This is a genomic window from Polaribacter sp. WD7, from assembly GCF_003335085.1.
Taxonomy (GTDB): Bacteria; Bacteroidota; Bacteroidia; order Flavobacteriales; family Flavobacteriaceae; genus Polaribacter.
Genome location: NZ_QPEJ01000018.1, coordinates 61,590 through 84,324 on the forward strand (window position 1 = coordinate 61,590; position 22,735 = coordinate 84,324).

The window sequence follows — 22,735 nt, forward strand, 5'->3', positions numbered from 1 at the left end:
CTACTCAATAATTATTTTTTTAGTGATACTTCTTTTTTCAGAAATAACTTTTACAATATAAACCCCAGAAGCTATATCAGGTAAGCCTATAATATTGTTGGTTTTTCCAGTGATAGAAGTTTTAAAAATTTCTTTACCTAAAGTGTTGTAAATATTAATTGCTGCTTTTTGATTCACTATTCCAGTAATACTCAAATGATTATTGTCTTTTTTAATCAATTGAATAGAAGAGCTATTTTCTGAGCTATTTTTTAATGTTTTAGCTAAAGTGTGTACATAAAATCGCCCAATTGAATTTACATCTTCTTGTAAAGTAACTCTGTAACTATTATCATTAGTCGAATTCAACTTTTTAAAAGCATTTGTTACTTTATCTTCTAAATAGATGTCTATATTTTCTGGGAAATCAACAGCATTTATAGAGAATATAATATCTTTATCTTTTTTTGCTGTAATATGTATTGGTATAATAGTACTTTCTATGGTTGAAAATGGTAAAGATTGAATGGTGTAATTTTTACCATCAGAATTTTCAATCAAATGTGTATTTACATCAAAAGAAGCACCATTAAAATTTTCAATATCTTCATTTTTATCAAAGCCTTTAGTGGCGGTTTTACTAAAAATAATATCTGTATTTACGGTAGTTTTATCTTCTAAAACTGATAATTTTATAAATGGTGTTGTAGCTGATGATTTTGCAAAAATATGAGTTCCAGAACTGGGTTTAGTACTTCTTTTCTGCTCATCAAAAAGTAAAATAGTATTCGCATTTGGTCTTACAAAAAAACCTTGTCCTGGAGGTAAAAACTTTTCAGTAGATGTAACTAAATTGGTAGTAGCTACATATTTTGATTGAGAATTATCCCAAGTGTAGGCTGCAGGAATTACTAGCTTTGATGCATTCTCTGTTAAAAAATTGTTTCCGCTATTTTTATTTAAAGGATAATAGGCTGCAAAAGAATTACCAATAGCATTCCATTGATTTCCAATAACATTTTTATTAATATCATCTACATGTAAGTTTCCAGTAAAAATAACAGCTCCGTCAGTAGCTCTAGAAACAATATATCCTGTTCCTACTTCAAATGCATTACTACTATTGGTGTTTTCATTAAAATATTGCCATCTATTACCAGGTGCATTTAAGCTTTCATAATACCCAATTGCATACCTATCTGGATTAGCAGCTGTGTTAACACGAATATTATTGATTGCGTTTTGAGCAAAAGGAACTATCAATTGATTTTGAACTACAGGAGATACTAAACTCCATCTATTAGCCAATAAGCCTCCTCTTGCATAATTGATTGTTCCTGTAGTACTTCCTTTTACCAATAAAACTCCACTGTCGTTTTCATCAGAAGTAATAATAAACTCATCAGAATTTGAAAAATCTCCGTTTACAGTAATCGAAGCGTCTGTTCTTATAATTGTTCTTCCTAAAACAGTTAAATCATTCACTTCTATATTCGGTAAATCTACACTTACAGCACTACCTGATGTAATAACCACATTATCCGTCGTTACCGGTATTCTACCTAAACTCCATTTGCTTACATCAGACCACTGCCCTCCTCTTATACTTGAGTAATTATTGGTGTTATTTGCTAAGGTTGTAAAACTTTTTACTTCACCATAGGCAATTCCAGATGTATTTATAGCATAACTTCTGTAATAATAAGTTGTACTTAAATTTAAACCTGTAATTACTTCTGAAAAAGGGCCTAGATTTGTTCCGTTTTCATTTTGAATAACAGCTGTACCTCCAATAGTTGGATTTGTATTGGTTGATGAATATACAATACCTCTTTCGGTTACAGATGTTCCTCCTAAACCTAAGACTTCTCCACCTAAAGTTGCAAAAGAACCGTTAATTAAAGTAGCATCTGCAGTTGTTGTATTTGCTAAAGTTATATTTATATCTGATAAGGTTATCCAGCGAATACTATTGTTAGGTATATGAGTAGATGAAATACCAGAAACTGTAATTACAGGAGCGTTATAGGTAATTGATAACCCATGATCTCCATTTGCAAATAAAGTTGTGTTTCCATTATCAAAATTTGAATCTGTATCTACCAACAACCTTACTTTATTAATGATAATGTTTGCACAAGCTGCCATAGTAAAATCAATACTAAACGTATCATCAAAGTTAGATTTTGTAACTTTTAACTCACGTTCCATTCTTGTGATATTAACTGAAGGTACTTCTGAATTTGAAAGAGGTGTTGCACATAATTTACCAGAACCTCCAACCATTACATAGGATTTATTACTACTAAAAGTTCCTGTATTTAACGAATTTGTAGCAGCTAAATTGCCAATATAAACACGGATACTATCGTTAATTGTGTGCGACTGTTTTTGTAGTAATCGCTGATTTTCGTCTCTACCAATACCTATGATTTTGTTATGTGATGGAGGGTTAAAAGAAGCATCCCATATTATATTACCTTCAGAATCTAAATAATCGCCTTGAGTTACACTGCCAGAATTGTCTAAAGTTAGTGCATATTTAATAGCTAAATAGCTTTCTATTCTTTTGGTTTCTTCTGCATTTAAAACTTTTCTATAGCCAATAACTTCTGCTATTTTACCATCAAAACTTCGATTATTATTTTGAACAAATCCTCCTTGTTTAGATTGTCTACCAATGGTAAAAGCACCAGCAGCATTTTGAAAACCACCTACAGGATGTTCATTAATTTCATCTGCTGTTAATTTTGATAAAGTAATAGCATCTGTTTTTAAAGGGATAGGATTTGAATTTAAGTGTACAGTTTGATTATCATTAAAATCAATAATATGTTTGGTTAATGATGTGTTTGTACTATTGCTATGGTTGGTAATTGCACTTTTAACACCGCCAAAATTAGTTGAAGAATACATATACAAATTATCATCACCGTAGGCAAAACCATATCCATCTCCAGAATTATTACCAAAATCATATATAAATTGCTGGTTTTTAGCGCTAGCTTGGTCAGTTGGTTTTACTATAGAGAAAAAGGTAAATCCGTCTTGTGAACCTGATCCATTTGAAAAAATATAATTAGAATTATTAATGTACATTCCTTTACTATCACCTGAAAAATCTACTACACTATTGTAGTTAATGTTATCTGTTGCATTATCTAACAAAACGGGTGCTTGTAAAGATCCATTTACAAAAGTTTTTGTGCCATCATTAGAATCATCTTTCCAAGTTTCTACAGTTTCACCATTAGTAGCAGCATTACCAGAAGTATTATTTATGCTGTTTGTTCCAGGTTTAATCCATAATACTATGTTTTCTCTAATACCTCCTGGTGCATCTGTGGCAACTCTTCCTAAAGTATAATAAGCTCCATTTCTAGATGTAATGTTGGTAAAGGTAATTTCATCACCAGAAATAGTAGCCGTTGTAATAGCAGAAGAGCCTGTTGTGAAATCTGCATTGTTAGCGTTAATAATTAATGCATAATCAGCTGGGTTTCCTGTGTTGTTTGGTACAGTAAAACTCATTGTAATTCTGCCAATGTTACCCGTTGTTTGCATTCTCCAAGATTTTTCTAGCAAATCATAAGATCCTAAAGCTGTAAAATTAGTAAAGGTTGCAGGTTTAGAAGTACTTCCCATTACAACTGCATTTCTATTATTGACAATTCCTCCAAATTTTTCAATGGTTAATATACTATTGGTATTAACACTTTTTGATTTCGTTTGATGTAATGTAGATTGATCGTCTTTTGCTAAAGCTATAATATTATTATGATAAGTAGCGTTGGATGAAGCATCCCAGAAAATAGTAGTACCATTACTCGCAATATAGTCTCCATTTGTACCACCAGAAGCATTAGGCAGTGTAAACCCGTATTTGATGGCTAAATAAGAGTTGATTTTTCGTAATTCTGAATTAGTTAATGTTGATGAATAAATGATTACCTCAGCAATATCTCCATCAAAACCATCAAAGTCAAAACCGGTTCCAATAACACCATTAAGCGTACCTGATGAGTTACCAACCAAAGGAGCAGTACTGGTATCTGAAGTACTTTTTAGAATTCCATCTTTTAATTCTCTAAGTGTTCTTCCTATAGTTTGGTCTAAAGTTCCTGTTACCAAAACAGGAACAATTGCTGGGTTATCATATTCATCTACCGGTAAATCTAAGTCATTCCCAAAATGTGCTAAAGCTAGAGAGGTATTATTTCTATAACCCAAATGAAGTCCTCTATTTAATGAAGAACCTGTAGTTCCTAAAAAATAATTTTTATTAGCATTAGTATTTCTTTTTGCTATTGCTAAAATGGTATAGTCGCTTCCTATAAGCGCATTAAAATCTATGAGAAATATGGTAGTTTTGTCATCTGGAGAACGAATTGCAGGATTAAAGTTGATAGCATTATCTACTTTAATAGGGTTGTTTTGTCCATTAGCAATATGAAGATTGGCAGATTGGTCTTGCCATTGTATTGCATTACTATTTGCATCAGTATTTACATCAACATCTGCTTTCAGCCAAATGGCTAAATTATCTGAGATACCACCTGGATTTCCACCTTCAAAAAAATAAGCTGCACCAGATTCTGATAAAAAATTAGACTCATTTTCATCAAAATCGTGAAACATAGCAGAAACCATAGAACTATTACCATTAATAGCTACAGCTCTACCAAAAAAATCTTGAGTTCTTCTAATATTAGGAGTAATTTTTTTACTAAAAAACCACTCACTAGGGTTATTTGTAGAAAGTGGACTTGTTTGTTCTCTCCACCTTAGTTTGTAATAAAACGCTGCTCCTGCATCCGTTAAAGTAGTTGTATTGTTAGCATCTGTATCATTGCCTTGGTCTCCAACAATGGCATTTACGCCATCCATGGCTACTGAGAAAACAGTTAAAGAATTAATATCATGGTTTGCATTTAAGCTCCAGTTACCACCACTATCTTTTTGATAAAATTGAAGTACGGTTTTGGTATTGGCTTGGTCTCTAGAGGTAAACACCATGTTGTCTCCAGAAACTGCCAATCTGTTTCCAAAATTTTGAAAGGTTCCCTTAGGAATTTGTTGGGTAAATTGCCAACTACTGCCAAAAGGAGGTTTTTCAAAAACATACACACCTCTTGAATCATTTCTATTGTGTGATGCAACTAATGTATTACCAGAAATACTTAATGGAAACCCAAAAAATCGATTAGAAGCCTTGTCTGGTGCTGTAATTTTTTGAAGATGTGTCCAATTTCCAGAACTTTGTTTTTGATACAACTCTACAGAACCATTAAGACTAAAACCATCTGTACTATCTCTAAAATTACCTACAGCAATAGTGGTATCTGTAATATCTACAGCAACACCAAAAAATTGTGACGCTGCTCTTGTAGATGAAACGATTTTATTTACCAAAACCCAAACACCTGAGGTGTTTTTTGTGTAAACGAAAGCTGCACCAGCATTTGCTAAAGGATTTGCTCCAGTAGTATCAGTTGCATCTGAAGTTGCACCAACGACTAAGTAAGAACCGTGAATTGCACAAGAACGCCCAAATCTGGTGCCTGCAGCTCCTGCTAATATTTGTACTTCTTGCCAATTACCCACTTCATCTTTTTCGTAAATAAATACAGCACCAGCAAAACTATTTCTTCTAAAGTCTCCAACAATAGCAGTATTACCAGAAATATCTACATTAAACTCTCCAAATCTTCTTCCAGCTCCTCTATCAGAAGCTACAATTTTATCAGTTTGGATAAAGTTTTGAGCATTTATGGAGCTCGAAATGATTAAAAATAATAGTATAATTTTCTTCATAATTCTATTTTACATATATTCTAGACAATCCATTAGAGAGTAACGAATTGTTGTCGTTTTTATAATCTTTAATACTTTGTCCTAAAAATTTTTGAAAATCTTTCTCAAAATGAGAATGATCGTAGTAATCGTATTGGGTAATTAAATCGGTCAGGGAAGTGTATTTGTTTTGTTCTAGTTCTCTAATAATGTAGTTGAAACGAACCAAACAAATAAAACGATAGGGTGTTGCACCTACTTCTTTATTAAACATTCGTTCTATGGATTTTTCTGAATAAGGGAAAACTTCAGAAAGTTCTTTTGTAGCGAGCATTCCTTTTTTTCTCAAAATGTATTGAACAATTTCAACAGAAGGCAATAATACACTCCAATCTTTGTAGTATGCTCGCAAATGATTGTCTGCAATTGTTGTTATTTCTTCAATTTGATTTACATTTCTTAGAGATTCATAAAGGCTCTGAATAATTTCTTCTTCTACATATAAAGAAAGATCTATTAATGTATTTCTATTTTTTTTAGAATGAATTTTAGTAACATTATGTAGTACATGGTTTGGTAGTTCAAAAGATAACCAAGAACTATTCTTATAAGCTTTTACAGTAAAAAAGTCTCCTGTTCCTTTAATAAAAACTTCGGGTACTTTAACTTTTTTTCCTTTGTAATTAAACGCTTCTATTGTTCCGTAACAAAGCATAATGTAGGTATATCCATAATCACTAATTAATTGAGAAGACATGTCTTCCAAGTAATTAATTCGTGTTATATCTTTATAAAAAGAATGACTTAAATTAGAATCGTTTATAAACTTCATTATATCAGAAAAGTGTAAAAATAGTTACAGATGTTATTTTTTTATCTGTAAATTTCCGACAAAACTTCTGTTTTATGGAAAAAACAAGTAGTTTTACCTATTAATTTCATGAAGTTATAAATGAATTTTTTAACCTGTTATCACCTTAAGCTAACAAATATTAATGTTAATTATACAGAAAAAACAATCTTAACTTCTTTTGGAAAAACCCATATTATTGTTTGTGGTAATAGTAGTAAACCCCCTCTTTTTTTAATACATGGATTAAATTCTGGCGCTCCTTTTGCCCTTGATAGGGTTTTATTTTTAGCAAAAACGCACCAAATTTTTGCTATTGATATTTTAGGACAACCCAATAAAAGTGATTTTATTAGATTGAATAAAAAAGAGAATACTTATGGAGAGTGGCTACTAGAAATTATTAATTATTTTGCCTTTAAAAATATAAGCTTGTGCGGAATCTCATTTGGTGCTTTTCCTATTTTAAAATCGCTTTTTATAGAAGAGGATAATGTTAAAGAAGTTTTTTTAATCTCTCCTGCAGGGTTGATTAATGGTAAACTAATAAAAACTATTTTTAAGTTTGTGTTACCAATGAAAAGGTTTCAAAAAACAAAAAACAAAAAGTATTTGATAGAGTGTTTAGACCAATTATATGATAATTATGATAAAGAGACATTTATGTATCTAAAAGAAGTATTCTTACATTTTAATATAGATTTTTCTATGACTCCTAATTTTAAAAGGAAAGATTTGGCTAGACTACAAACACCTATTACTATTATTGCTTCTAAAAAAGACTTTTTTGTACCAGCTGAAAAACTAAAAAAGAGAAGTAAAAAAAGTTTTACTTCTCTTAAACGTTTTATTGTTTTACAAAATTCTAAACACGTAGCAGATACAACAACCTTAAAAACAGCTTTTAAGGGGCTGGATTAGGAATAGCTTTATGTACCTCTTCAATTTCTTTGAGTATTTCTTCAGATAAATCTATATCAATACTTCCAATATTTTCTTTTAATTGATCCATTTTAGTAGCTCCAATAATATTGCTAGTTACAAAAGGCAATTGATTGATAAATGCCAGAGACAACTCGGTCAAGGTAATTCCGTTTTTTTCTGCAATGTCTGCATACTTTTTAACAGCATCTAAAGATCCGTCTCCCATATATCGTGCAATAAAACGTGGGAATAAGGTACCTCTTGCTCCTTCTGGTTTGTTGCCATCTAAATATTTACCAGATAAAACACCTTGTGCTAATGGTGAATATGCCAATAAGCCAATGTTTTCTCTCATAGAAACCTCACTCATACCTACTTCATATCCTCTGTGAATTAATGAATATGAATTTTGAATAGTAACGGGTTTAGCTACATCTAACTTTTTAGAAGCTTCTACGTACTTCATTGTTCCCCAAGGCGTTTCGTTTGATAAGCCATAGGTTCTTATTTTACCAGATTTTACTATATCATTCAGCGTTTCTAAAATTTCTAAATAATTCTCTACTTCACTGTTAGCCGTATTTAATGGAAAATCTCTAGTTCCAAAAACGTTTACTCCTCTATTTGGCCAATGTAATTGATATAAATCTATATAATCTGTCTGAAGTCTTTCTAAACTTTTATCAATAGCCTCAAGAATATTTTTTTTGTTGATACCTCCTTTTCTAATATGGGCTGTATAATCTCCTCCTCCAGCAATTTTACTTGCCAATACTACTTTATCTCTATTTCCTGTTTTTTTAAACCAAGTTCCTATTATTTTTTCTGTTGCTCCGTAAGTTTCTGGAGTAGCAGGAACAGAATATAACTCTGCGGTATCAAAAAAATTGACTCCGTTTTCTAAAGCGTAATCCATTTGTTGATGCCCTTCTGCTTCTGTATTTTGATTTCCCCAAGTCATTGTTCCTAAACATATTTTAGAAACTTTTATAGCTGTATTTGGTAAGGTTGTATATTTCATTTGTTACTGTGTAATCTTATTTTAATGTATATTGAATCAACTAAATTAAAAACTTAAAACCGAATAAAAGAATAAGCTCAACATTTTAATAAATATTTCACTTTTACATCCAACAAAAAAACGTGTAATTATATTAATTACACGTTTTTTAAGATTATGTATCGTAGATTTCTATAAATTTAACTTACATTTTTAAAGCAATATTTTACTTCATAATTGCATCAATACCTGGTAAGGTTTTTCCTTCTAAACTTTCTAGCATAGCACCACCACCAGTAGAAACGTAACTTACTTTGTCTGCAAAACCAAATTGTTTAACAGCCGCAACAGAATCTCCACCACCAACTAAAGAAAATGCACCGTTTTGTGTAGCTGTATCTATAGAATTTCCTAAGGCTATTGTTCCGCCCGCAAAAGATTCCATTTCAAAAACACCTAAAGGGCCATTCCATAAAATCGTTTTACATTTATTTACAACTTCGTCAAAAATTTCACGAGATTTTGGACCAGCATCAACGCCTTCCCATCCATCAGGAATTTCATTAATATCACAAATTTGTGTATTAGCGTCATTACTAAAATCATCTGCAGCGATAACATCTACAGGAATATGAACTTGAACTCCTTTTGCCGCTGCTTGTTTTAAAATATCTAATGCCAATTCTTGTTTATCGTCTTCACAAATAGAGTTTCCTATTTTACCACCTTGTGCTTTCACAAAAGTAAAGCTCATACCTCCTCCAATAATCAAATGGTCTACTTTTTCTAAAATATTTTCAATAACTGTAATTTTTGAAGATACTTTTGCTCCTCCTAAAATTGCCAGTACTGGTTTTTTAGAATTGTTTAAAACCTTGTCTATACTTATAATTTCTTTGGCTAATAAATTTCCAAAACATTTATTTTCTGAGAAAAATTGTGCAACAATTGTTGTAGATGCGTGTGCTCTATGCGCAGTACCAAAAGCATCGTTTACATAAATATCTCCTAGTTTAGATAGTTTTTCGGCAAAGGCAACATTTCCCTTTTTTTCCTCGTCATAAAAACGCAAATTTTCTAACAACAATACTTCACCCGATTCTAAATTTGCTACTGCTTCTTCCACTTTACTACCAACACAGTCAGAAACAAATTTAACTTGAACACCTAAAATTTCTGTTGCTTTTTTTACTATATGACGTAAAGAAAATTCATCTTGAAAACCTTTTGGGCGTCCTAAATGAGACATTAAAATACAACTTCCGTCTTGTTCTAAAATATCAATTATTGTAGATTTTGCTGCCTGAATTCTAGTAGCGTCTGTTACTTCTAAAGCATCATTTAAAGGCACATTAAAGTCTACTCGAATTAATGCTTTCTTATTTTTAAAGTTAAAGTCTTTTAGTGTTTTCATTTTTTTGTGAATTCTATTTTCAACAAAAATACCGATTTATTTAGGTAATTTTAATTTTGGTTGATAAAATCTAAGTTAACGTTTGCGTAACTATTTTATATTGATATTTCTGTTTTTAAAGAAATGAAGTGTTGCATTTAAAACCAAAATAAAAGCAGCAACATAAGCACTATAATTAATAACATTTACGCGGGTTTCATTAGCAACTCCAATAGCAACTAATGCCCATGCACCCACCAATGCAAAAGCTTTTATATGTCTTGTCCATAAAACTATAATATTGATTGCTGTTGCTATAATTATCATGACAATTGTCCAAACTTCATTAGAAATTCCAAAACCATTCCATCCTATTTTAACAAGATAAGAAGAAACGTTGGCAACACTAGCCACAGACACCCAACCACTATACACTGCAAAAGGCAACCATACAAAAAACTGCATGGATTTTGAAACGCTTTTTAATTGCATTTTTGTATTCATTACTATTTTTAATAACGAAAAAAGGAGCCCGAATATAAACAAACAAGATAAGCCAGTGTATTCATAAATCCATGCAAAAACCCAAGCACTATTAGCTATACAAGAAACTAAAAACCAAACACCTATGTTATTAATAAACTCATCATTTTTAACAGCTACAAATAAACTTTTACCTTGATAAATAACAAAACCCAGCAATAAAAAATAAATAAACCCCCAAATAGAAAACGCATAACCTGCAGGAGTAAATAACGAATTTAATCCTCTAGAAATTTTACCAATAGTAGTATTGTTTAACATTCCTGTATTTGATAAATAATTGACAATAACTACAGAAATAAAGGCAACACCATTTAAAATTTGAAGTAATTTTTTCATACAGATATACTTGTTTTTATCTACTAAAGTAACAAAATTTAAAGTTAAGACTTTCTAAAATCTTATATTTGCTTATGCTTTTTAACCAAATTATAGGTCAAGATCACATAAAAAAACATCTACAAGTTTCTGCCAAAAATGGTAGAATTCCGCATGCTCAATTGTTTGTAGGTAAAGAAGGTAGTGGTACTTTACCTATGGCAATTGCTTATGCGCAATTTTTATTGTGTAATTTTTCTGACGCTGCTGATATTTGTAACTTAAAATGTGACAAATTACAGCATCCAGATTTGCATTTTGCTTTTCCGGTAACTGCCAACGAAAATGTAAAAAAACACCCTGTAAGTAGTCTATTTCTTGAAGATTGGAGAACATTTATTACAACACAACCTTACGGAAGTTTATTTAATTGGTTGCATCATATTGGTGTAGAAAATAAACAAGGAATTATTGGTGTAGATGAAGCCGAAGATGTTGTAAAAAAATTAAAATTAAAAAGCTATGAAGGTGGTTTTAAGGTGATGATTATTTGGATGGCAGAAAAAATGAATATTGCTGCAGCTAATAAATTGTTAAAACTTATAGAAGAACCTCCAAGCAAAACCGTTTTTTTACTAATTACTGAGCATGAAGAGCAGATTATAAATACCATCAAATCACGTTGTCAAGCACTACATTTTCCTACATTAAGTGAACAAGATATTGCAAATGCCTTGGTAGTAAATCATCAGGCAGAAGATAAAGAAGCTGCTAAAATTGCACACCAAGCAGAAGGAAACTTTAACAAGGCACTTCATTTATTTTATGACAACTCTTCTGATCTTATTTTTGAAGAATGGTTTATTACTTGGATACGAACTGCATTTAAAGCTAAAGGCAATGCAGCAGTAGTACAACAATTAGTTAAATGGTCTGAAATCATTGCTAAAAGCGGACGCGAAACACAAAAGCGTTTTCTAGAATATTGCTTGCAATTTTTTAGACAAGCTTTACTTCTTAATTATAAATCTACAAACTTGGTTTTTATAGAAACAAAGTCTGGTTTTGATTTATCAAAATTTGCGCCTTTTGTTCATTCTGGAAATATTCTTGATATAGAACAAGAACTTAACCAAGCCATATATCATATAGAACGAAATGGTAATGCTAAAATTATCTTGTTAGATCTTTCTATGAAACTGACTCGCTTTTTGCATAAAAAAGAAGTTAAAGTATAGATTTTACTAATTGGTTAACCTAAAACATTACTTTTTTTTAAGCCATTAATAAAAGGCTGTTTATACAAACGTTTGCCTAAAGCGGCATAAATTGCATTTGCTACTGCGCCCCCTGCTGGTGGTAAACCTGGTTCTCCTAAACCTGATGGAGATAAATTATTTTCTACAAAATGCACCTCTACTTTTGGTGTTTCTTGCATTCTAATTAACCTATATGTGTCAAAGTTTTTGTGCACTGGTTTTCCTTCTTTAAAAGAAAAATCTGCATACATAGCATGTCCTATACCATCTAAAACACCCCCTTGAATTTGGTTTATAGCACCTGTTGGGTTTACAACTATACCACAATCTGCAGCAACTGTAACTTTTTTAATTTCAGGAAATCCGTCTTTTAAAACAATATCTGCAATTTCTGCAACATGAGTGTTGTGGCTGTAATATGCTGCAAAACCTTGATATACTCCAGAAGGTACTTTACCCCAATTGGCTTTCTCTTTTACCAATGCAATTGCATCTTCCATACGTTGTCCAGAATATTCTATACTTTCATCAGTAGTGTTTTTTACCTTTTGTAGCAATTCTAGTCGTAACTCAATTACGTCTTTATTAAGTTCAGTAGCCAATTCATCAAAAAAACTTTGTTCTGCAAATGCTAAAAAGTTAGTGTAAGGTGCTCTCCAAGCCCCTGTGGTTATATTACTTTTATAATTACTGGTTTCTACTTTATAATTAGGAATACATCCTGCAGGAAAAAAATTAGGAATTAAACCATACATATTACCATTAATTGCTGCTTCTTTTAAATGATAACCTGTAATTTTTCCATCTTTTAATGATGCTGCTATCTTATATTTAACTGAAGGTTTGTACCTGCCAGCAGTCATATCATCTTCTCTAGAGTAAACTACTTTAACAGGTTTTTTTGCTACACTAGAAATTTCTGCAGCTTCAAGAGCAAAATCTCCATAGAGTCTTCTTCCAAAACCACCACCCATTCTAGTCATGTCACATTGTATGGTTTCTACTTTTCTTTGTAGCAATTTTGCAACTCTATTTACTGTCCATTCAGGAGTTTGAATAGGGCCTACTAGATGTACTTTAGTATCAGTAACATTAGCATAAAAATTCATAGGCTCCATACAATTGTGTGGTAAAAAAGGCGCATGATATGTTCTTTCTATCACTTTATCTGCTGTAGCAAAAGCTTTTTTAATATTACCATCTTCTCTTCTAACCTTTAATTTTTTTTGATTTAAAATTTCATTTAAAATTTTATCATGATTTTCTGTAGATTCTAGTTTTTTGTCTTTCCATTTTGCTTGTAAAGCTTTCTTACCTTTCATTGCCGACCAAGTAGACGAAGCTAAAACTGCAATTTTATCTCCAAATTGAATTACTTCCTTAACTCCTGAAATCGCTTTAGTATTGCTATCATCAAAAGAAATTAATTTTTGTCCAAAAGCAGGTGGTCTTAAAACAGAGGCAATCATCATATTGTCTTTTTTATAATCTAGACCAAACAGTGGTTTTCCTGTAATAATTTTATCTATATCTACATTTGTTGCGTCTTTACCAATAATGGTAAACTCTTTAGTTTTTTTTAATTTAATATTTTCTGGCACTTCTAAAAGAGCCGCTTCTTTTACTACATCTCCGTAACCTAGTTTATCTCCATTAGCGTTGGTAATTATGCCTTTTTTTGCTTTACAAGTTGTTGCATCTACATTCCATTTTAAAGCTGCAGCATTAATTAACATTTGTTTTGCAGTAGCTCCAGTTTGTCTTAAAACAGTCCAACTACTTCTTATAGATTGACTTCCTCCTGCAACTTGTCTTGTAAAATTTTTTGTATCTAAATTTCCTTGAACTACACTTACTTTATTCCACTCTACATCCAACTCTTCAGCAATAATCATTGGCATAGATGTTTTTACGCCTTGACCAATTTCTGGGTTAGGCGAAAAAATTGTAACATAACCTTCATCAGAAATTTTAATGTATGCATTAAAGTCGTTAAAATTTAAGTTTTCTATAGCAACAGGCATTTTTGCATCAGCCTTACAGGCCGTTAAAAAGTTAAAACCAATTAACATACCACCACTTGCTAAAACAGAAGTTTTAAGAAAATTTCTTCTACTAAAATTTATATGTTTTTGAGATTTCATTTTGTTGTAGTTTGATTGGTTAAGACATTTTTTCTGCAGCTACCTTTACAGCTTTTTCTATTCTGTTATATGAAGCACATCTACAAATGTTTCCGTGCATTGCTTCTCTGATTTCTTCAGTTGATGGATTTTTATTTTCTGATAAAAATGCAGAAGCTGTCATTATTTGACCTGCTTGACAGTATCCACATTGGGGTACATCTATTTCTTTCCAAGCTTCTTGCACAGGATGTGTACCGTTTTTTGATAAACCCTCAATAGTCGTAATTTTTGCATCATTTAAAATAGAAACTTGCATTTGGCAACTTCTTGTGGCAACACCATCTATATGAACAGTACATGCACCACACTGTGCTATACCACAACCAAATTTTGTACCTACTAAATTCAGTTCGTCTCTTAGAATCCATAACAAAGGTGTATCTGCATCTGCAGTTACAGAGCGTTGTTCTCCATTAATAGTTAATGTATACATTGGCATAATTAGTTGCTTTTAAATTTCATCTGGTAATTTACAAAAAATTGCAACTTTAAAAATTTTTCTACTTGTTTTGAATTTACTTTAAGAATCATTTAACAGAAAAGCCTGTTCTACATAGAACAGGCTTTCATTTTCACAGCAAATCTCCCTCATCTATTTCCCTCCAAGTAGTAATAATTCGTTTACTAAAATTTCTGTTATGTATCTTTTTTCTCCTGTTTCTGTATGATAAGTTCTATTTGTTAATTTGCCTTCTACTGCAATTTCTTGACCTTTGTTTACATAGTTTTCAACTACATTTACTAAGCCTCCTTTTATTACTATAGAATGCCAATAAGCACGCTCAACTTTGTTACCGTTTTTGTCTTTATAACTATCATCAGTAGCTAAAGAAAACTTTGCTAATTTGTTGCCATCTTTAAAGGTTTTAATTTCTGGATCTTGACCCAATCTACCAATCAATTGTACTTTGTTTCTTAACGTATTCATAAGATAAGTTTTTTATTTAAAGCTGAATTTCGTTAGTTCCATTCAACACAGCAAAGATGAAACAGCATACAAGTTGTATTCGGTTACAAAACAATTACTTTCGGTTGTAAATGTTTGTAAACGTTTAAAATTGAATAATAATGCTATGAATTATATTATCGTTTCTAAAGAAATCTTCAATAAAGAAAATCGTAACTTTTTTTCAGAGCAGTAGTTAAAATGTTGCACTCAGCTACTCTTAATGTTGCATAAACTTCTTTTTTTTGAATTAATTCTTTTGAATACTGAAACTATGAGTACTTTAGGCTGGCTAAATTGATAAAAACGTGAAAACCCAATTCATATGAAAAAAATGCAACACTATTTTACAGTATGTTTAACCATACTTTTTTTTTCCTGTAGTTCTTTTGGGCAAAATACAAAAGAACAAAACAGCATTACTTATGAAAAAAAAATCGAGGAACTATTAGCTAAAATGACCGTCGAGGAAAAAGTGGGTCAAATGAACTTGTACAATGGTTTTTGGGATGCTACAGGCCCGGTTCCTAAAAAAGGAAATGCAAAAACAAAGTATGAACATTTAAAAAAGGGATGGGTTGGTGCAATGCTAAATGTTAAGGGCTCCGATAAAACAAGAGAATTACAAAAATTTGCTGTAGAAGAAACTAGATTAGGTATTCCGTTATTATTTGGTTTTGATGTAATACATGGGTATAAAACTTTAAGTCCAATACCACTTGCAGAGTCGGCAAGTTGGGATTTAGAGGCGATAGAAAAATCTGCAAGAGTTGCCGCAACAGAGGCTTCTGCAGCAGGAATCAATTGGACGTTTGCACCGATGGTTGATATTTCTAGAGACGCTCGTTGGGGACGTGTTATGGAAGGCGGAGGTGAAGACCCATATCTTGGAAGTAAAATTGCAGTAGCTAGAGTTAAAGGCTTTCAAGGAGAAAATCTTTCTGCTAAAAACACAATTATTGCTACCGCAAAACATTTTGCTGCATACGGATTTATAGAAGCTGGTAAAGAATATAATACTGTTAGTATTGGTAATTCAACATTATACAACACGGTGTTACCTCCTTTTAAAGCGGCTAAAGATGCTGGTGTTAGATCGTTTATGAATGCTTTTAACGATTTAAACGGAATTCCTGCAAGTACAAATACTTTTTTACAAAGAGATATTTTAAAAGGAAAATGGAATTTTAATGGTTTTGTTGTTTCAGATTGGGCTTCTATAAACGAAGCCATTTTTTGGGGACAAGCTAAAGATAAAAAAGAAGCTGCTTACTTAGCAGCTACTGCAGGTTCTGATATGGATATGGAAGGTTATGTTTATATAAAAGAACTGGCTAATCTTGTAAAAGATGGTAAAGTTGATGAAACTATTTTAGACCACGCTGTAAGGAGAATTTTAAAAGTAAAATTTGAATTAGGGCTTTTTGATGATCCTTATAAATATTGTAATGAAGATAGAGAGAAGAAAATAATTGGTCAGCAATCTCACCATAATGCTGTCCTAGATATGGCTAAAAAGTCAATAGTTTTATTAAAGAACCAGAACCAATTGCTCCCGCTACAAAAAGAGGGAAAGAAAATAGCCTTAATTGGTCATTTAGCTGATGATGATAATAGTCCTTTAGGTAGTTGGAGGTTGGCTTCTGATGACCATTCTGCAGTTACAATTTTAGATGGTATGAAAGCCTATAAAGGCAACACTTTAAGTTATGAAAAAGGGGTAGAATTATATAATGGCAACCCTACTTTTGTGACTGAAGTAAACATTAATACGACAAATAGAAAAGGAATACAAGAAGCTGTTGAAACCGCAAAAAATGCCGATGTAGTTGTTATGGTCTTAGGCGAGCATGGTTTTCAAAGTGGAGAAGGTAGAACAAGAACCAATTTAGATTTACCTGGTTTACAACAAGAATTGCTAGAAGCAGTTTATAAGGTTAATCCTAATATAGTATTGGTTTTACAAGCAGGAAGACCACTTGCTATCAATTGGGCTAAAGAACACATTCCTGCTATTGTAATGGGATGGCAATTGGGCACACAAACAGGAAATGCCATTGCACAAGTGTTGTACGGAGATTATAATCCAAGCGGAAAACTTCCGATGACGTTTCCTAGAAACGTTGGGCAAATTCCTATTTACTACAATTACAAAAGCACAGGAAGAGGAAGTAATACTCAAAATAATGTGTTTTGGTCTCATTATTCAGATGTAGAAAATACTCCACTGTATCCTTTTGGTTACGGATTAAGTTATACTTCTTTTCAATACGATAATTTACAAATAAACAAATTAAAATTTTCTAAAGAAGAAACTATAAAAATATCTGTAGATTTAACCAACATGGGCAATTACGACGGTAAAGAAGTAGTGCAACTTTATATAAGAGATAAATTTGCTAGTACTGTAAGACCTGTAAAAGAATTGAAAGGTTTTGAGTTGGTTGCATTAAAAAGGGGAGAAACTAAAAACATAAACTTTGAGTTGTCTAAGGCAGAACTTGGTTTTTACAATAACCAAGGTACCTTTTTAGTTGAAGAGGGAGAATTTGAAATTTTTGTGGGTACAGATTCTAATGCAGATTTAAAAGCTATATTTGAGCTAAAATAAAGTTTATCGCAATTTTTAAAAATGAAAAAATCAATCTCAATTCAACTATTTTTATTTACCACTATATTACTTTTTTTTTACAATTGTGCAGATAATTTAAATCCTAAGCATGACAAAATCATCAACTTTAATACTAAAGCTAAAGCTTTAGTATCTAAAATGACCCTAGAGGAAAAAGTTTCTCAAATGAGCCACGAATCTCCAGCAATTGAAAGATTAGGTATTCCAGAATACAATTGGTGGAACGAATGTTTACATGGAGTTGGAAGAGCGGGTAGAGCAACGGTTTTTCCTCAAGCAATTGGTTTAGCAGCAACATTTGACAGAGATCAAATGTCTAAAATATCTACTATTATTTCTGATGAAGCTCGTGCAAAACATCACGAATTTGCTTCTAGAGGAAAAAGAGGCATCTACCAAGGACTTACATATTGGACACCAAATATTAATATTTTTAGAGATCCAAGATGGGGAAGAGGAATGGAAACCTATGGAGAGGATCCTTACTTAGCAGGAGAATTAGCAGTTCGTTTTATTAAAGGATTGCAAGGAGATGATCCTAACTACTTTAAATTAGTAGCTACAGCAAAACATTTTGCAGTACATAGTGGTCCAGAAGTAGATCGTCATCGTTTTAATGCAACTCCAAGTCCTCAAGATTTTTTAAACACATATAGCCCGCATTTTGAAAAGGTAGTTAAAAAAGCTGGAGTTTACTCTATTATGTGTGCCTATAATAGCTACAATGGAGAACCTTGTTGTGGAAACAAAAGTTTGAGTAGCTTACTGCGTGATGATTGGGGTTTTGATGGGTACATTGTATCCGATTGTTGGGCTGTTAGAGATTTTTATGACAAAGGAACTCACGAAATAACTGCCAATAAAAAAGAGGCTTCTGCTTTAGCGGTAAAAGCGGGTACAGATTTAAATTGTGGAAATTCTTATCCTGCATTAGTGCAAGCTGTAAAAGATGGTTTAATTACAGAAAGTGAATTAGATATATCTCTTGTAAGACTTTTTGTGGCTCGTTTGCGATTAGGTTTATTTGCTCCTGAAGGTGATGTTACCTATGAAAAAATACCTTATGATGTTGTAGATTCTGAAAAACATAGATTAGCTGCTTTAGAAACCGCTCGTAAATCTATGGTGTTGTTAAAAAATGAAAACAATACGCTTCCTCTTAATAAAAATAGTATTAAAAAAATAGCGGTAATTGGTTCTAATGCAAACGATTTAGAAGTACTATTAGGAAACTACAATGGCTATCCTACAAATCCAATAACCCCGCTAGAAGGCTTAAAACGTAAATTACCAAATGCAGAGGTGTCTTATGCTGTAGGTAGCAAATTAGCTGAAGGGCTTCCTGTTTTTGAAGCAATGCCAGCGTCTGTATTATTTACCGATTCTTCTTTAAAAGTAAGCGGATTAAAAGGAGAATATTTTGACAATATTAAATGTAAAGGTAAGCCAAAGCACACTCGTATTGATAAAACCATAGACTTTACTTGGAGAACAACTCCTCCGTTTAAAGATATGAGTTATGATGCTTATGCTGTTCGTTGGACAGGAGTGTTATCTGTAAACAAAACAGGAAACTATGCGCTAGGTGGAGAAGCTTTTTCTGCTATGAAATTGTTTTTAGATGGAAAACCTTTGATTACTTATCATAACAATCATCATCCTAAAAAAGTATACAAATATGTTACGTTAGAAGCTGGAAAAAAGTATACCATACGTTTTGAATGTGTTCAAGACAATACAGAACATTCTATTATGAGGTTGTTATGGGAATCTCCAAAAGACAATTTAGCAAAAGAAGCCTTTGCAATAAGTAAAGATGCAGACGCAATAGTTTTGTGTATGGGAATTAGTCCTTTATTAGAAGGAGAAGAAATGAAAGTAAAAGTTGACGGTTTTAGTGGTGGAGATCGTGTACACACAAAATTACCAAAAACGCAAACTGAATTGATTAAAAAAATACAAAAATTAGGAAAACCTACCATTCTTGTATTATTAAATGGAAGTGCTTTGTCTATCAACTGGGAAAATGATAATATTCCTGCAATTATAGAAGCTTGGTATCCAGGGCAAGCAGGTGGAACTGCTATTGCAGATGTAATTTTTGGAGATTACAATCCTGCTGGTAGATTGCCAGTTACTTTTTATAAAGATATTAAGGATATACCTGCGTTTAGCGATTATAAAATGCAAGGAAAAACCTATCGTTATTTTAAAGGAGAGCCGCTTTATGAATTTGGATTTGGTTTAAGCTTTACCACATTCAACTATCAAAATCTAAAAATGCCAGAAACTATCAATTCCGGCGAAAATTTTACACTTTCTGTTGATGTCGAAAATACAGGAAATTTTGACGGTGAAGAGGTTATCCAAATTTACGTACATCATCTAAATGCAGATAAACTTAATCCTCATAAAACACTTGCTGGCTTTAAAAGAACCTTTTTTAAAGCGGGTGAAAAAAAAGAAGTCCGTTTTACAATTGATAAAGAGCAATTAACTTCTGTAAACAAAGATGGAAAAAAAGTAATTCTACCTGGGGAGTATTTAATATCTGTAGGTAGCTCTCAATATTCTTTAGAAAAGCAGAAAAAAGGAAGTATAATAAGCAAAAATTTAATTATTAATTAGTTCTTTAAATAATTTTATTTTGTAAGATTACCTACAAAAAAATCTTTTTAAGAAGTAGTTTATATTAGTAAAAATTAATTGTCTTTTTTATTATATTAGTTACTAAGACACTAAATTGTATGAAAAATAAAAAATGTTTAGAATGCGGAGAGCCAGTTAAAGGTAGAATTGATAAAAAATTTTGTACTGATTATTGTAGAAATGCTTACAATAATAAAGTAAATAAAGACAGTAAAAATCTTATCAGAAATATAAATAACAGACTACGTAAAAACTACAAAATTCTATCTGAATTAAATACTACAGGAAAAGTAAAAGTAACGAGAACTAAGTTATATGATAGAGGTTTTGATTTTAATTTTATAACCTCAATATATACTACAAAAACAGGAAATACCTATTTTTATATTTATGACCAAGGGTATTTAGTCTTAGAAAATGAAACGTTTTTGCTTATTAAGAAAGATGTTTAAATTTGTTTAAACGTATTCTTAACAAATGTCTTTGTTCGTCTGTAAACATACTACGCCCATGCAATAACGTTTTATTATTTAAAAAAATCAAATCTCTATCTTCTAGATAAAACTTTTTTGTTTTGTTTGTTTCTAAAATTATTTTTTTTAATGCTCTATAGGCTAGTAATTGCTCTTCTGTACATAGTGTGCTGTCATAATCTAATGCTTTTTCAAAAGTATCTACTCTAAATCTAATTTCTTTATCTCTTAAAATAGGCCCAAAATTGAATTCGTGATTTTTATTTTTACTCTTTTTAAAAACATTAGGAACTATAAAAGGAAAATTTGTTTCTCTTAAAATGGTTTCTATTTCTTTACCGTTTGGTAATGTTCTTAATTCTGATAAAATATCATTTAACGTTAAAACATAAGAAATACCACCACCACAATTTGCTTTTTTTAAGGTTAATAATCCAAAATAATCTTCAGGGTATTCGCTATACTGACTATCTGTATGTAACTCTGCTTCATGGGAGTGCTCTGAATATGTTTTTATTAAACTCTTAGAGGTGGCATTAGATTTTATATCCCAAATTATGGTTCCGTTAGCGTCGTGAGGTATTGGTGTGCCTATTTGTTTTGAAATTGCCAAAAACTTAGTTCTACAGTCTTCTAAATTAGATGTATCTACTTTAAAATTTTTGATGATGATGTAGCCAACTTCTACTAATCCCTTTTGTATTTCTTGTAAAAGTTTATTTTGATTTTCTCTTAAAACCTCAAAATCTATAATATTAAGTTCCATTACTTATTTTGTTTTAACGATATTCTTAAATTTTTGGTAAATATCTTTACTGCATAAAATTTTTGGTTACAGGCATAAAAATGCTTGCATACTTTTATCAAGTCTTTGATCCTAAATTTTTTTAGTATTTGAGCATGATTAACTATTTTGTTTATATATAAGTTAAACAAGTTTTCATGTAATAAATCTATATGCCAACCTTTCTTTTGGTAATACTCATAAATATAAATTAGCGCAGTTATTCTTGCTAGTTTTTGACTATTGTAATTTAAAGAACTGTGAATACCTTTATTATGAATTCTATACACTCCTGGTTTGATTTCATGTATGTATCTTATTTTCCCAAAATTTTCTAGTTTAGCAATTAGTATTGTATCTCCAGAAATAATATTTAGCATCTCTTTATCAAAAATATCTACGAGAAAATTTCTGTACACATATGTTAGTGTTGCTGATGTAACGTTCTTAAAGCTATTTTTTTCTAAAGTTTGAGATTTATCAAAACTACTTTTTAACTTCTTATCAAACTCTTTTGTATCTTCATAGAAGAGCTTAGCATTATGAAAACATAGAACATGATCTGGATTATTTTCTAAAAAATCGACTCTTTTTTGCAATGAGGTTTCGTCTGTCCAATAATCATCTCCCTCTATAAAAGCAATATATTTTGAATGAATACAAAAATTAGCATATACACTATTAAAGGTACCACTTGGTTTGCCATTTATAATAATGTTATTTTCTCTGGAGTTTAAGAGAAGTCTAATTTTATCAGGGTGTTTTTTTGCATATTTAATACAAATTTCTCTTGTACCGTCATTAGAATCATCTTCTGCAATTAGAATTTCATAATCGAAATTTGTTTTTTGTATCAAAATAGAATCCAAACATTGTTTGATATAGTTTACGTGATTGTAAGTAACTACTTTAACAGTAACTAAAGGTACTTTGCCCTCTCTGTTATTTGGATGTTCTACTACAGGTACTTTACTATATTTTTTCTTAAACTCAGAAAAATCCATTG

General features: G+C 31.3%; 15 protein-coding genes. 5 read left to right on the forward strand and 10 right to left on the reverse strand.

Going from position 1 to position 22,735, the window contains the following annotated elements:
* Positions 1 to 5,793: a T9SS type A sorting domain-containing protein gene (locus tag DUT90_RS09490; protein WP_114426947.1), complete on the reverse strand. Its 5,793-nt coding sequence runs from the start codon at positions 5,791 to 5,793 to the stop codon at positions 1 to 3.
* A gap of 4 nt (positions 5,794 to 5,797) precedes the next feature.
* Positions 5,798 to 6,604 (reverse strand): helix-turn-helix domain-containing protein, encoded by an 807-nt coding sequence (locus DUT90_RS09495; protein WP_114426948.1) that lies wholly within the window; start codon positions 6,602 to 6,604, stop codon positions 5,798 to 5,800.
* Positions 6,605 to 6,724: 120 nt separating this feature from the next.
* Here DUT90_RS09495 and DUT90_RS09500 point away from each other — a divergent pair, with 120 nt between their 5' ends.
* Positions 6,725 to 7,543, forward strand: coding sequence for an alpha/beta fold hydrolase (locus tag DUT90_RS09500; RefSeq protein WP_114426949.1), 819 nt, complete (start codon positions 6,725 to 6,727; stop codon positions 7,541 to 7,543).
* Here the strand turns inward: DUT90_RS09500 and DUT90_RS09505 are convergent.
* The 3 genes from DUT90_RS09505 to DUT90_RS09515 all read right to left on the reverse strand — a co-directional run bounded on the left by DUT90_RS09505 (position 7,527) and on the right by DUT90_RS09515 (position 10,821).
* A complete protein-coding gene (locus DUT90_RS09505) occupies positions 7,527 to 8,567 on the reverse strand; it encodes an aldo/keto reductase (protein WP_114426950.1) in 1,041 nt (346 codons plus the stop codon). The two genes, DUT90_RS09500 and DUT90_RS09505, sit on opposite strands and share 17 nt — an antisense overlap.
* Before the next feature lie 205 nt (positions 8,568 to 8,772).
* Positions 8,773 to 9,960 (reverse strand): phosphoglycerate kinase, encoded by a 1,188-nt coding sequence (locus DUT90_RS09510; protein ID WP_114426951.1) that lies wholly within the window; start codon positions 9,958 to 9,960, stop codon positions 8,773 to 8,775.
* A gap of 90 nt (positions 9,961 to 10,050) precedes the next feature.
* Positions 10,051 to 10,821, reverse strand: coding sequence for a tryptophan-rich sensory protein (locus DUT90_RS09515; RefSeq protein ID WP_114426952.1), 771 nt, complete (start codon positions 10,819 to 10,821; stop codon positions 10,051 to 10,053).
* 74 nt (positions 10,822 to 10,895) lie between these two features.
* Here DUT90_RS09515 and DUT90_RS09520 point away from each other — a divergent pair, with 74 nt between their 5' ends.
* Entirely contained in the window at positions 10,896 to 12,038 is a 1,143-nt protein-coding gene (locus DUT90_RS09520) for a DNA polymerase III subunit delta' (RefSeq protein WP_114426953.1), read from the forward strand.
* Positions 12,039 to 12,052: 14 nt separating this feature from the next.
* Here DUT90_RS09520 and DUT90_RS09525 read toward each other — a convergent pair whose 3' ends face one another.
* From DUT90_RS09525 to DUT90_RS09535, 3 genes are all read right to left on the reverse strand, one after another.
* A complete protein-coding gene (locus tag DUT90_RS09525) occupies positions 12,053 to 14,203 on the reverse strand; it encodes a xanthine dehydrogenase family protein molybdopterin-binding subunit (protein WP_114426954.1) in 2,151 nt (716 codons plus the stop codon).
* 19 nt (positions 14,204 to 14,222) lie between these two features.
* On the reverse strand, positions 14,223 to 14,684 hold the full coding sequence (locus DUT90_RS09530) for a (2Fe-2S)-binding protein (RefSeq protein ID WP_114426955.1): 462 nt from the start codon (positions 14,682 to 14,684) through the stop codon (positions 14,223 to 14,225).
* Between the two features lie 153 nt (positions 14,685 to 14,837).
* Positions 14,838 to 15,173: a single-stranded DNA-binding protein gene (locus DUT90_RS09535; protein WP_114426956.1), complete on the reverse strand. Its 336-nt coding sequence runs from the start codon at positions 15,171 to 15,173 to the stop codon at positions 14,838 to 14,840.
* 343 nt (positions 15,174 to 15,516) lie between these two features.
* Here DUT90_RS09535 and bglX point away from each other — a divergent pair, with 343 nt between their 5' ends.
* The 3 genes from bglX (at position 15,517) to DUT90_RS09550 (ending at position 20,924) form a co-directional block, all read left to right on the forward strand.
* Positions 15,517 to 17,802: a beta-glucosidase BglX gene (gene bglX / locus DUT90_RS09540; protein WP_114426957.1), complete on the forward strand. Its 2,286-nt coding sequence runs from the start codon at positions 15,517 to 15,519 to the stop codon at positions 17,800 to 17,802.
* A 21-nt stretch (positions 17,803 to 17,823) separates the two neighbouring features.
* Positions 17,824 to 20,451: a glycoside hydrolase family 3 C-terminal domain-containing protein gene (locus tag DUT90_RS09545; RefSeq protein WP_114426958.1), complete on the forward strand. Its 2,628-nt coding sequence runs from the start codon at positions 17,824 to 17,826 to the stop codon at positions 20,449 to 20,451.
* A 119-nt stretch (positions 20,452 to 20,570) separates the two neighbouring features.
* The gene (locus tag DUT90_RS09550) at positions 20,571 to 20,924 is read left to right on the forward strand and encodes a hypothetical protein (protein WP_114426959.1); all 354 of its coding nucleotides are present in this window, start codon (positions 20,571 to 20,573) and stop codon (positions 20,922 to 20,924) included.
* Here DUT90_RS09550 and DUT90_RS09555 read toward each other — a convergent pair.
* Positions 20,908 to 21,711, reverse strand: a complete 804-nt coding sequence (locus DUT90_RS09555) for a TauD/TfdA family dioxygenase (protein WP_114426960.1) — start codon at positions 21,709 to 21,711, stop codon at positions 20,908 to 20,910. The genes DUT90_RS09550 and DUT90_RS09555 overlap by 17 nt on opposite strands.
* Positions 21,711 to 22,733: a glycosyltransferase gene (locus tag DUT90_RS09560; protein WP_114426961.1), complete on the reverse strand. Its 1,023-nt coding sequence runs from the start codon at positions 22,731 to 22,733 to the stop codon at positions 21,711 to 21,713. The genes DUT90_RS09555 and DUT90_RS09560 overlap by 1 nt, the downstream gene beginning before the upstream one ends.
* Between the last annotated feature and the right edge of the window lie 2 nt (positions 22,734 to 22,735).